The organism is Tardiphaga sp. GW821-FHT12E02 (assembly GCF_058807155.1).
In genome coordinates this window covers 2,366,144-2,378,055 of the sequence record NZ_JBXAQK010000001.1, presented here as the reverse complement: position 1 = coordinate 2,378,055, position 11,912 = coordinate 2,366,144, and the positions used below count along the sequence as shown (strand labels likewise).

At 62.2% G+C, this 11,912-nt stretch carries 12 protein-coding genes and 1 pseudogene; 8 read left to right on the top strand and 5 right to left on the bottom strand.

Going from position 1 to position 11,912, the window contains the following annotated elements; all coding sequences use genetic code 11:
• Nucleotides 1-123: 123 nt before the first annotated feature.
• Nucleotides 124-1,539: an FAD-binding oxidoreductase gene (locus AC1RQ5_RS11235; protein WP_493198959.1), complete on the bottom strand. Its 1,416-nt coding sequence runs from the start codon at nt 1,537-1,539 to the stop codon at nt 124-126.
• 80 nt (nt 1,540-1,619) lie between these two features.
• Here AC1RQ5_RS11235 and AC1RQ5_RS11230 point away from each other — a divergent pair, with 80 nt between their 5' ends.
• Nucleotides 1,620-2,126, top strand: coding sequence for a thioesterase family protein (locus AC1RQ5_RS11230; protein ID WP_493198958.1), 507 nt, complete (start codon nt 1,620-1,622; stop codon nt 2,124-2,126).
• A 101-nt stretch (nt 2,127-2,227) separates the two neighbouring features.
• Here the strand turns inward: AC1RQ5_RS11230 and AC1RQ5_RS11225 are convergent, their stop codons facing one another.
• Nucleotides 2,228-3,334, bottom strand: coding sequence for an oxidoreductase (locus AC1RQ5_RS11225; protein ID WP_493198956.1), 1,107 nt, complete (start codon nt 3,332-3,334; stop codon nt 2,228-2,230).
• A 1-nt stretch (nt 3,335) separates the two neighbouring features.
• Nucleotides 3,336-3,731: a RidA family protein gene (locus AC1RQ5_RS11220; protein WP_493198954.1), complete on the bottom strand. Its 396-nt coding sequence runs from the start codon at nt 3,729-3,731 to the stop codon at nt 3,336-3,338.
• A 129-nt stretch (nt 3,732-3,860) separates the two neighbouring features.
• Here AC1RQ5_RS11220 and AC1RQ5_RS11215 point away from each other — a divergent pair, with 129 nt between their 5' ends.
• Nucleotides 3,861-4,736, top strand: a complete 876-nt coding sequence (locus AC1RQ5_RS11215; protein ID WP_493198952.1) for a LysR substrate-binding domain-containing protein — start codon at nt 3,861-3,863, stop codon at nt 4,734-4,736.
• 87 nt (nt 4,737-4,823) lie between these two features.
• Here the strand turns inward: AC1RQ5_RS11215 and AC1RQ5_RS11210 are convergent, their stop codons facing one another.
• Nucleotides 4,824-5,000, bottom strand: a complete 177-nt coding sequence (locus AC1RQ5_RS11210; RefSeq protein WP_211912543.1) for a DUF1328 domain-containing protein — start codon at nt 4,998-5,000, stop codon at nt 4,824-4,826.
• Nucleotides 5,001-5,286: 286 nt separating this feature from the next.
• Here AC1RQ5_RS11210 and AC1RQ5_RS11205 point away from each other — a divergent pair, with 286 nt between their 5' ends.
• The 5 genes and pseudogenes from AC1RQ5_RS11205 (at nt 5,287) to AC1RQ5_RS11185 (ending at nt 10,359) form a co-directional block, all read left to right on the top strand.
• Nucleotides 5,287-7,812, top strand: a complete 2,526-nt coding sequence (locus AC1RQ5_RS11205) for an ATP-dependent helicase (RefSeq protein WP_493198950.1) — start codon at nt 5,287-5,289, stop codon at nt 7,810-7,812.
• Between the two features lie 2 nt (nt 7,813-7,814).
• Nucleotides 7,815-8,096, top strand: coding sequence for a type II toxin-antitoxin system HicB family antitoxin (locus AC1RQ5_RS11200; RefSeq protein WP_398484763.1), 282 nt, complete (start codon nt 7,815-7,817; stop codon nt 8,094-8,096).
• A 269-nt stretch (nt 8,097-8,365) separates the two neighbouring features.
• Nucleotides 8,366-8,524: pseudogene (locus tag AC1RQ5_RS11195) on the top strand (type II toxin-antitoxin system HicB family antitoxin); the annotation flags it as partial.
• Nucleotides 8,525-8,675: 151 nt separating this feature from the next.
• A complete protein-coding gene (locus AC1RQ5_RS11190) occupies nt 8,676-9,596 on the top strand; it encodes an ABC transporter ATP-binding protein (protein ID WP_398484765.1) in 921 nt (306 codons plus the stop codon).
• A gap of 1 nt (nt 9,597) precedes the next feature.
• Nucleotides 9,598-10,359, top strand: coding sequence for an ABC transporter permease (locus AC1RQ5_RS11185; protein WP_398484767.1), 762 nt, complete (start codon nt 9,598-9,600; stop codon nt 10,357-10,359).
• A 58-nt stretch (nt 10,360-10,417) separates the two neighbouring features.
• Here the strand turns inward: AC1RQ5_RS11185 and AC1RQ5_RS11180 are convergent, their stop codons facing one another.
• On the bottom strand, nt 10,418-10,750 hold the full coding sequence (locus AC1RQ5_RS11180) for a hypothetical protein (RefSeq protein ID WP_493198947.1): 333 nt from the start codon (nt 10,748-10,750) through the stop codon (nt 10,418-10,420).
• Nucleotides 10,751-11,011: 261 nt separating this feature from the next.
• Between AC1RQ5_RS11180 and AC1RQ5_RS11175 the strand changes: the two genes are divergently transcribed.
• A complete protein-coding gene (locus AC1RQ5_RS11175; protein WP_493198945.1) occupies nt 11,012-11,806 on the top strand; it encodes a L,D-transpeptidase in 795 nt (264 codons plus the stop codon).
• Nucleotides 11,807-11,912 lie beyond the last annotated feature (106 nt).

The following is an 11,912-nucleotide window of genomic DNA, read 5'->3' as shown; positions in this document are numbered from 1 at the left end:
AGACACACTTTTTGCAGGCAATTTTATCCAACTGCAGCTTGTAGGTGTTTAGAAACCGCTCGTCCATACGACGAAAGCAGCGTTTCGCGCACGACATCATGCGAAACGCTGCGGCCGGCGGTGTCAGACTTGCGGCAAGATCTTGCCGGGGTTGAGGATGTTGTCAGGGTCGAGCGCGCGCTTGATCGCCCGCATGGCGTCGAGTGCTTCGGGGCCGAGTTCCGCCTTCAGATACTTTTGCTTGCCCTGGCCGATGCCATGTTCGCCCGTGCAGGTGCCGCCCATGGCCTGGGCGCGCTGCACGAGGCGGTGCATGAATTCTTCCGCGCGGGCGATCTCCGCGGGGTCATTGCGATCGCAAACCAGCGAGCAGTGGAAATTGCCATCGCCGACATGGCCGACGATGGGCGAGAGCAGATTGAAGCGCTTGAGGTCCTCTTCGGTCTCGCCGACGCATTCGGCGAGTTTCGAGATCGGCACGCAGACGTCGGTGGCCGCGACGTCGGAGCCGGGACGCAGGCTCTTCACCGACCAATAGGCATCGTGACGGGCCTGCCAGAGTTTGGTGCGGTCTTCCGGCTTGGTGGTCCAGGAGAAATCACCGCCGCCGCATTCAAGGGCGATATCGCGAAAATTCTTTGACTGCTCGGCGACATCGGCTTCGCTACCATGGAATTCCAAAAGCAGCAGCGGCGTCTCGGGGAGCGTGAGCTTCGAATAGATGTTGCAGGCACGCACCTGTGCTTCATTCAGAAGCTCGATACGTGCAACCGGAATGCCGGTCTGGATCGCAAGGATGGTGGCCTGACAGGCGCCCTGCACGGTTTCAAACGAACATGAAGCTGCAGCAATCGTATCCGGAATGCCGCGCAGCTTGATGGTGAGTTCGCTGATGATGCCGAGCGTGCCTTCGGCGCCGACAAACAAGTGCGTCAGGTCATAGCCTGCCGACGACTTCTTCGCGCGGGTGCCGGTGGTGATGATCTCGCCATCGGCGCGCACGACCTTCAGCGCCAGCACGTTTTCGCGCATGGTGCCGTAGCGCACCGCATTGGTGCCGGAGGCGCGGGTCGAAGCCATGCCGCCGAGCGAGGCATCGGCGCCGGGATCGATGGGGAAGAACAGGCCCTGGTCGCGCAGATGCTCGTTGAGCGCCTTGCGGGTCACGCCGGGCTGGATGACGCAATCGAGATCCTCGGGGTGCACCGCGAGAATCTTGTTCATGTCGCGCAGGTCGATGCAGATGCCGCCGGCCGGCGCGTTGACCTGCCCTTCCAGCGAGGTGCCGGTGCCGAAGGCGATCACCGGGACCTTGTTGGCGGCGCAGATGCGCACGACGTCCTGGATGTCCGCCGTCTCCTGCGCGAACACCACGCCATCCGGCGGCTGGTTCGCGAGCCACGTGGTGGTGTGGCCATGCTGCTCGCGCACGGCCTGCGAGGTCACGAGCTTGTTGCCAAAGCGCGCGGCGAGCGCCTCGAGTGCAGCCGCCAGAGCCTTCGGCTCGGGGCGGGTCAGATTCGATTCGATGTTACCCACGGTTGTCCCTTTCAACGGGGCGCGACCGTCGCAAAGCTTGTATAAGCGGTCAAGAGACGTGACGTGGAAATGGGATGGGAATGACCGAGATCAACGACTTGCTGCGCCGCCCGGCCGTGTTCAAATCCTCGATCATGCAGATCGAGCCGCAATGGATCGACTATAACGGCCACCTCAACATGGCCTATTACCACGTCATGTTCGACCGGGCCGTGGACGAACTCTGGGTCCATATCGGCATCGGACCGGGCTACCTGAAGGAGCGGAACAACTCGTCCTTCGCCGCCGAATGCCACGTTCGCTATATCAGGGAGATCCATCTCGGCGATCCCGTGCAGGTGTCCGTTCTCGTCGTCGCCGCCGACGAGAAGCGCATTCACACATTCCAGGAACTGCGCCACGCCACCGAGGGCTGGCTTTCCGCGACATCCGAGAACATGTCGCTGCACATGGATATGACGGCGCGCAAGGTGGCGGCCTTCCCGCCGGACATCAACGCCAATGTGCAGGCGCTGGCGCAAGCTCATGCCGGGCTGGAGCGGCCCGAGGGCATCGGACGCAAGATCGCGATGCCGGCGAAGAAGTAGCTCGCCACCTTGTCAGCCGTCATTGCGAGCGCAGCGAAGCAATCCAGTTCTTGGTCAAAGACTGGATTGCTTCGTCGCTTCGCTCTTTGCAATGACGGCGATTATCGCCCCTGCACACGATCCTGATTGGCCAGATCAGCGAGCGGTGACAGGATATTTCGGTCGAACTCGCCGATCTCAGCATTGCTGAGAACACGCAGCGGCCAATCGGCGTGGGCGAGTGCGCCGCGCCCGATCGAAACGATATCGGCCTCGCCGCGCGCGACCATGCCTGCGGCCGCTTGCGGATCATGCAGCGAGCCATTGGCGATCACCGGACGACCGGAATATCGCTTTGCAAAGGCCGCGAGACTTTCGCCTTCGGCGAAGGCAGGCTTCCACGCCTCGAATTCGGTGGTGTGGATATAATCGACCGGCAAGTGGCCGAGCATTGTGAAAATCGCTGCGGCCTCTTCTGCGCCACGCCATTTGTGCAGGAAGTCATTGACCTTGCCTTGCGAGGCACGGACGCCAACCACCATATCTGAACCGACAGCCGCGCGCACGGCCAGCACCACTTCCTGCGTCAAGCGCAGCCTGTTCTCGACTGCGCCGCCGTAAAGATCATCGCGATGATTGATCCCCTCGCTCAGGAACTGATCGAGCAGATAGCCATTCGCACCGTGAATCTCGACACCGTCGAAGCCAGCCTCGCGGGCATAGAAGGCCGCCCGCACAAACCCTTCCCGGGCGTAGGTGATATCCGACGCGGACATCGCCGACGGGACGGCATAATCGCCGCTGCCGCGATAGAACGCCATCTGCTGTCCCTTGGGACGCACCGCGGACGGCCCGACGCTGCCATTGCGATGCGGATTGCCTTGCGACAGCGCGCCCGCATGCATCAGCTGCGCGATGATGCGCCCTCCACGGGCATGCACGGCATCCACGACAACATGCCACGCGTCGCGCTGGAGCGTATCGGTGAGACCTGGCTGAAACAGATAGCCTTGGGCGAAAGCTTTATCCGTATAGATGCCTTCGGTGACGACGAGGCCGAAGCCGCCGGCCGCGAAGGAGGAATAGTAATCCACCATCCGCGGGGTCGGACGACCATCAGCCTCGGCGCTGACGCGGGTTATGGGGGCAACGGCCAGTCGGTTCGGAAGCTTCATCCCACCGATCGCAAAAGGCGAGAACAGCTTTGGAAATGCGGGATGCGCGGTCACCTCAGTTCTCCCCGTCTGCACAGACGGCCGCGATCGCTTCGATCTCGATCATGGCTGCGGGGTCATAAAGCGCCTTGATTTCGGCGATAGTGTCGGCTGGATACGGCGCCGCGAAGAACTGGCGGCGCAGCTCCACGACCTCGGCGAAATGGCCCATATCCGTGACGAAGATCGTCACCTTGATGACGTCCTTCAGACTCGAACCGCCGGCCTCCAGCGCCCTGCGAAGATTGGCGAAGGCCTGCAGGCCTTGCGCCCGGAAGCCGCCGCTGACGATCCTGCCGTCATCGCCGGCGCCGGCTTGGCCGGAAATGAAGAGCAGATTGCCGAACTTGATCCCCTGCGACAGCAGATAGGGCTCATAATTGTCGGGATGGGTGACCACGCGTTCCAGCATCGGAAATCTCCTGTCGGCGATGGATGAATGAGTTCATCTCATCGATGAGGGAGAGGTATCGACGCCGCGGAAACTCGACAAACTCCGAATTATCAGCCATTAGATGAGATTAATTCATCTGAGATTCATATGCGCCGGTTACCGCCCTTATCTGCCCTTCGCGCATTCGAAGCGGCCGCGCGGCATGGCAGTTTCAAACACGCTGCGAGCGAACTCGCCGTGACCCCGACCGCGATCAGCCATCAGATCCGATCGCTTGAGGAGCATGTCGGGCTGCCCGTGTTCGAACGGCAGGTCCGCAAGGTTGTGCTGACGGCAGCAGGCGCTCAGCTCTATCCGGTGCTGCGCAACGGTCTTGATGCCTTCGAGAGCGCGCTCGACCGCCTGATGCCGAAGACCAAGCGCCCGCAGGTAACGATCTCTGCGACCACGGCGTTCACGGCGAAATGGCTGGTGCCGCGTGTGTCCGGCTTTCAGACGCAGCATCCGGATATCGACCTGCAGCTCCACGCATCGGACAGCGCGGTCGATCTCACCGAAAACGGCGTCGATCTCGCCATTCGCTACGGGCGCGGCCCCTATCCGGGACTGGCGGCGGAGGTGATGTTTGCAGACAACTTTGCCCCCGTGGTCAATCCGCGGCTGGGCGTCGTGACACAGCAGGATTTGTCCAAGACGCCACTGATCCATTTCCAATGGCGGCGCGTCGATCCGCTGAATCCGACATGGGAAAGCTGGTTCGCGGCATCGGGACTGCCGTGGTCGCCCTCACATCCGCAGTTGCGTTTCTCCGATGAAAGCCATGCAATCCAAGCGGCTGTTGCTGGCCAAGGCATCGCACTGCTGAGTCTGGCGCTACTGAGGGACGAACTCGCCGCAGGCCAACTGGTGCAGCCTTTCGGCCCGATCATTCCCGGCCATACCTATGATCTCGTGAGGCAGGCTGACCGCGCGCCGCATACAGCCATCGAGATCGTGATGGCGTGGCTGCGTGCAGAAGCGTGAGAGGTCTTGAAACGCCAAAGGGCGGAGTGGTCCAGCTCATCACTGGATCACTCCGCCCTGACGGATTAACGACGATCACTGATCGCGTTAGAGACTGTTACCGCGGCCGCGGACAAGGCCAACAACGGCCGAGATCAGGAACAGCACGATGGCGATGAAGAAGATCGCCTTGGCGATTTCGATGGACGCGCCAGCGACACCACCGAAGCCGAGAACACCGGCGATCAAAGCGACGACAAGAAACGTTACGACCCAGCTCAGCATGACACGTACCTCAGTTTACGGTTGCTCGATTAGTCTTGTTTGAGCCGACTTTTCACGTCGCGCTCGATGTCAAGACAAGCCGTGTGTCAAGTGAAAGTTCCGGACGAAATACCGTCGCCGATCAACGAAAAGAGAGCGCTTGCGGCCGCCCGAGATACGTCGGGGCACGCCCATGCGGGGATAAGTCTATCGCCGCGGCCGGTCTGCCCCTATATGCCTCCCAATCCCTGTTAAGAAGCTCCCCTCTGAGGCCCCACAATGCCAGTGTGGGCGGAATTCGATTCGCATGACCGACGCCCGCAAAATGCCCGCCAACGACCTCCCCGCCTATCAGCCCGTGGCGGGCGGCATTGCTGCGCGCGCTCGCGCCGCTGCAGCGCCTGCGCCCTATCTCGACAATCTCAATCCGGAACAGCGCGACGCCGTCGAGACCCTCGACGGGCCCGTGCTGGTGCTGGCTGGTGCTGGCACCGGCAAGACCAAGGTACTGACCTCGCGCATCGCGCATATCCTCTCCACCGGCCGCGCCCGGCCGAGCGAGATCCTGTCGGTGACCTTCACCAACAAGGCCGCGCGCGAGATGAAGCATCGTCTCGGCACCATGCTCGGCCAGGCGGTCGAGGGCATGCCATGGCTTGGCACCTTCCACTCCATCGGCGGCCGCATCCTGCGCCACCATGCGGAGCTCGTGCAGCTCAAATCGAATTTCACGGTGCTCGACACCGACGACCAGATCCGCCTGCTCAAGCAGCTGCTGTCGGCCGAGAATATCGACGACAAGCGCTGGCCAGCGCGCATGCTGGCCGGGCTGATCGACGGCTGGAAGAATCGTGGCCTGACGCCAGCGCAGGTGCCATCCGGCGAAGCCGCAGTGTTCGGCAACGGCAAGGGCGGCAAGCTCTACAAGGACTATCAGGAGCGGCTGAAGACGCTCAACGCCGCCGACTTCGGCGACCTGCTGCTGGAATGTATCCGTCTGTTCCGCGAACATCCGGATGTTCTGCGGTCGTATCAGGCACGCTTCAAGTTCATCCTGGTGGACGAGTATCAGGACACGAATGTCGCGCAGTATCTGTGGCTGCGGCTGCTGTCGCAAAGCACAGGCGGTGCGCCCCCTCTAACCTCTCCCCGCTCGCGGGGAGAGGTCGGATTGCGAAGCAATCCGGGTGAGGTGGACTCTCCGCAGGCGCCGGAGCCTGTGGCTGCCCCTCACCCCGACCCTCTCCCCGCAAGCGGGGCGAGGGAGAAACGAAACATCTGCTGCGTCGGCGATGACGACCAGTCGATCTATGGCTGGCGCGGCGCCGAGGTCGATAACATCCTCCGCTTCGAACACGATTTCCCCGGCGCAAAAGTGATCCGGCTGGAGCGCAACTATCGCTCCACCGGGCATATCCTCGCCGCGGCCTCGCATCTGATCGCGCATAACGAGGGCCGACTCGGCAAGACGCTGCGCACCGAAGACATCGACGGCGAAAAGGTCACCGTCACCGGCGCCTGGGATTCCGAGGAGGAAGCCCGCGGCGTCGGCGAGGAGATCGAACAGCTGCAGCGCGAGGGCCACAAGCTCAACGATATCGCCATCCTCGTGCGTGCCTCGTTCCAGATGCGCGAATTCGAAGATCGCTTCGTCACCCTCGGCCTGCCCTATCGCGTCATTGGCGGCCCCCGCTTCTACGAGCGCGCGGAGATCCGCGATGCGCTGGCCTATCTACGCGTGATCAATTCGCCGGCCGACGACCTCGCTTTCGAGCGCATCGTCAATGTGCCGAAGCGCGGCCTCGGCGATGCCACCGTGCAGATGCTGCATGATCACGCGCGCCGCCGCCGCATTCCGCTTTCGGAAGCGGCAAGGCAGGTGGTCGAGACCGACGAGATGAAGCCGAAGGCGCGCAGCAGCTTGCGCGACCTGATGCTGAGCTTCGAGCGCTGGCGCAAGCAGATGGAAGTCGTGTCGCATACGGAGCTGGCCGAGGTCGTGCTCGACGAGAGCGGCTATACCGAGATGTGGCAGAAGGACCGCTCGGCCGATGCCGCCGGCCGGCTCGAAAACCTCAAGGAACTGGTGCGCTCCATGGAGGAGTTCGAGAACCTGCAGGGCTTCCTCGAACACATCTCGCTGGTGATGGACCGGGAAGGCGCAGCCGACGAGGACGCGGTGTCCGTCATGACACTGCATTCGGCCAAGGGGCTCGAATTCGACAATGTGTTCCTGCCCGGCTGGGAGGAAGGCCTGTTCCCGCATCAGCGCGCGCTCGACGAGCAGGGCCGCGCGGGCCTCGAGGAAGAGCGCCGCCTCGCCCATGTCGGCATCACCCGCGCCCGCAAGCGCGCAAAGCTCTACTTCGCCACCAATCGCCGCATTCACGGCACCTGGAACACGACGATGCCGTCGCGCTTCCTGGACGAATTGCCGGCGGCGAATGTGGAGATCACGGAATCCAAGGGCGGCTCCGGCTGGGGCGGCGCCGGCGGCTACGGCTCGTCGCGCTTCGACAATCTCGAAGCCTTCGGCTCGACCTATGCGACGCCCGGCTGGCAGCGCGCGCAGCAGCAGCGCGGCCGCAGCAGCGGCGGTGGCTTCGGCGAGACTTTCGGCGGCGGCGCAGCGAAAAAGCGGCCGATGGTGATCGAAGGCGAGCTGGTGGCGAAATCCACCGGCGCAGATTCCGACTTCTCGCTGGATGACCGCGTCTTCCATCAGAAATTCGGCTACGGCCATGTCACGAAAGTCGATGGCAACAAGCTCACCATCGAATTCGACAAGGCCGGCGAGAAGAAGGTCGTGGACAGTTTCGTGGAGCGGGCCTGATCATGCCGGTCTATCTCGCAGTCATCCGCAAGCATGACGATGGCAGCTTCCGCGTCAGCTTCCCTGACCTTCCCGGCCTCGCCACCTCCGGCGATACACTCGACGAAGCCATCGACGAAGCCGTCGAAACGTTGGAGGACGTGGCCGAGAACTGGGTCAATGCCGACGGCTCGACGACGCTGCCGAAGCCGCGGACCATCGACGAGCTGAGCGCCGATCCGGCATTCGCAGACGCGGCCGATGGGGCGACGATCGCGGAGATCGAATACGAGCCGGCGGGCTAGCTCGCCGAACTACAAGTTTTGCGATCGGATTCTTCGGGGTTGGAGAGAAGCCAGTCGCATATGATCGCTGAAAGCAGCTTGTGGCCATCCTTCAAGACGCGCGCAAGAGCGCGCTCCTCAGGATGAGGGAGGAGTGCAGCGGGTAGAAAACCCTCATGGTGAGGAGCCGGCGAAGCGGGCGTCTCGAACCATGCAGGCCGAGCGCTCTCCCGATCTATGGCTCGTGCCATTTATAAGGGAGCAGGCTGGGCGCCTGATCGAGGTTCGCTGTGCCCCACTATGTCGCTTTTATCGAAGAAGCAGGACCCGCTCTCGCCGTTGGCATCTGGTTTCCGGATCTCCCAGACTGCATATCGGCCGGCGGCGATACTGACGAAGCCCTGCGAAATGCCCCCGAAGCTCTGCAATTCTATGCGGCAGGTGTCGCCGCGGAAGGTGGCTCTCGTCGAGCTTGGTGCGCACGCTCACGCGGCCGAATAGCAGCAAAATCTTCTCTGCGACGATTGCGCGGGAGCAGGCGCGTTCCTATCTGTGTCATCCCGCCGCACAGTTCCCACTGCCACAGCGCTGATTGCCTGCATGTCACCCATCATTTCCGTCTCCGGCCTCACCAAGAGCTATGCCTCCGGTTTTACCGCGCTCAAAGGCATCGATCTCGACATCAATCGCGGCGAAATCTTCGCGCTGCTTGGCCCCAATGGCGCCGGCAAGACGACGCTGATTTCCATCATCTGCGGCATCGTCAATGCCACGTCCGGCACCGTCTCGGTGGATGGCCATGACACGCGGACGGCCTATCGCGCCGCGCGCTCGCTGATCGGGCTGGTGCCGCAGGAGCTGCATACGGATTCCTTCGAGACCGTCTGGGCCACCGTCAGCTTCAGTCGCGGGTTGTTCGGCAAGCCGAAGAATCCCGCGCTGATCGAGAAGATCCTGAAGGATCTCTCGCTGTGGGAGAAGAAAGACAGCAAGATCATCGAACTGTCCGGCGGCATGAAGCGGCGCGTGATGATCGCCAAGGCGCTGTCGCATGAGCCACAGGTGCTGTTCCTCGACGAGCCGACCGCGGGCGTCGATGTGGAGCTGCGCAAGGGCATGTGGGAAGTGGTGCGCGAGTTGCGCGCCAAGGGCGTCACCGTGCTGCTGACCACGCATTACATCGAGGAAGCCGAGGAGATGGCCGACCGGGTCGGCGTCATCAACAAGGGCGAGATCATCTTGCTCGAGGACAAAGCCAAGCTGATGCAGCAGTTCGGCAAGAAGCGCCTGAAGCTACATCTGCAGAGCAAGATCGATGCAGTGCCGGTCTCGCTCGCGCCTTACAATCTCGAACTCGGCAATGACGGCATGCAACTGATCTATACATACGACACCAAGAGCGAGCGCACCGGCATCACCAGCCTGCTCAGCGACCTGCGTGAAAACGGCATTCGCTTTGCCGATCTCGACACGGTGCAGAATTCGCTGGAAGAAATCTTCGTCAACCTGGTGAGGAAGTAAGATGAACTTCCGAGCCATCCAGGCCATCTATCTGTTCGAGATGGCGCGCACCTGGCGCACGCTGCTGCAGAGCATCGTCTCGCCGGTGATCTCCACCTCGCTGTATTTCGTGGTGTTCGGCGCCGCCATCGGCTCGCGCATCGCCAATGTGGAAGGTGTCAGTTACGGCACCTTCATCGTGCCTGGTTTGGTGATGTTGTCGGTGCTGACACAGAGCATCGCCAACGCATCCTTCGGCATCTACTTCCCGAAGTTCATCGGCACGATCTATGAGCTACTGTCCGCGCCGGTGTCAGCGCTTGAAGTGGTGATCGGCTATGTCGGCGCGGCGGCCACCAAGTCGATCATTCTCGGCCTGATCATTCTCGGCACCGCCGGCCTGTTCGTGCCGCTGCACATCATGCACCCCGTCTGGATGTTGACCTTCCTGGTGCTGACGGCGGTGACCTTCAGCCTGTTCGGCTTCATCATCGGCATCTGGGCTGACAGTTTTGAAAAATTGCAGGCGATCCCGCTGCTGGTGGTGACGCCGCTGACCTTCCTGGGCGGTAGCTTCTATTCGGTGAACATGCTGCCGTCGGGCTGGCGCACGGTGACGCTGCTCAATCCGATCGTCTATCTGATCTCGGGCTTCCGCTGGAGCTTCTATGAGATTTCCGACGTCAGCATCGAACTCAGCGTATTCATGACACTGACGTTCCTCATAATCTGCATGGTCATCGTCTGGTGGATCTTCAAGACCGGCTACAAGCTGAAGAAGTGATGCAGAAACGAAAAACGGCCCGGACATGTCCGGGCCGTTTTGTTGTGAGGCGATCCGCTTAGCGATAGCAGCGGAACTTGCCGTGCTTGTTGTAATAGCCACGGCACTGGGTGCGGCGGCCCTCAGGAATGCCGAGCACGCCCTTCACGCCGCCGACGGCTGCGCCGACGCCGAGACCAAGCGCGCCTCCGACCACACCGCCGACCGGCCCGGCCGCACGGTTGCCGTCACGATAGCCCTGGTTGGCGCCCTGCTCGCCGCCCCGGAACACGCCCTGGGCATGGGCGAAATGTGGCATGGCGACCAGCGCCAGCGTGGCCGCAGCGAGCGTCAGACGGGCCTTGATGGACGAATTGGTGGGCAGTGCGGCTGTGTTCAGTTTCACGGTCATCCCCCGCGCCTCGCGCGCTTTGGTCGCAACAACTTGTGTCATGGCAACGTCGCAGGAGGGGAACCGGTTCCATTTGAAGGTGTTAAATTGCGCATTCCGCACTGCAACAGGCCGGATACCGCCAGTATACCGGCATGGCCGTGAACCTTGACTGGTTAAGGATGCACGAAACTGTCACTGGCGAGGCGCCGGACCCGGATGCATATTGAAACCGGGACGGCGAGCAGACAAATGGGCGAAGCCCGGAGGCGAAAAGGTAACATGCGTGCGTTTGTCATGACCCTGGTGGGTCTTTCCGCCCTCGCCGTCGGCGGCACTGCCGAAGCCAAGATCAACATCACCGTGGACAAGGACAGCCAGACGATGACCGTCGTGCAGGACGGCGTCGAAAAATATCGCTGGCCGGTGTCCTCGGGCCTGCCGTCCTATGAGACGCCGAATGGCAGCTTCCAGACATTCCGCATGGAGGAGGATCATTACTCCAAGGAATTCGACGAAGCGCCGATGCCCAATGCGATCTTCTTCACCAAACGCGGCCACGCCATCCACGGTACCGACTCGGTCAATCGCCTCGGCTCGCCAGCTTCCCATGGCTGCGTGCGCCTCTCGCGCGCCAACGCGGCGACGCTGTTTGCGATGGTGAAGGCCGACGGCGTGCTGAACACCACCGTCAGTCTCACCGGTTCATCGCAGGTCGCCCTCGCCCGCAACCCACGCGGCACCAAGACGGCCGCCGCTCCGGCGCGCCGCGAGGTCGCCACCGCAGAGCCATCCTATGACGCCTATGGCAATCCCATGGAGATCGCGCCGCAGGTGGTGCCGAACAATCGCCGCATCGTTCGCCAGGCGCCGCAGCCCACCGATGACGACCGCTACATCTATCCGGCTGATGGCAATGACGGCCGCCAGTATCCGGCCCCTCCCGGCTATCGCCGCATGACCGAGGCCGAGACGCAGCAATATTATGCGAACCGCGGCTACTCCAACTACAACCGCCAGCCCCAGCCGCAGGTCTATTACGCCCCGCGCCAGCGCGGCTTCTTCGGCGATTATTGAAATGCGGTCCGTAGGGCGGATGAGGCGAAGCCGTAATCCGCCGCGGAGCTTCAATCATGAAGTCGGCCGGCGGATGACGCTACGCTAATCCGCCCTACAAACACCA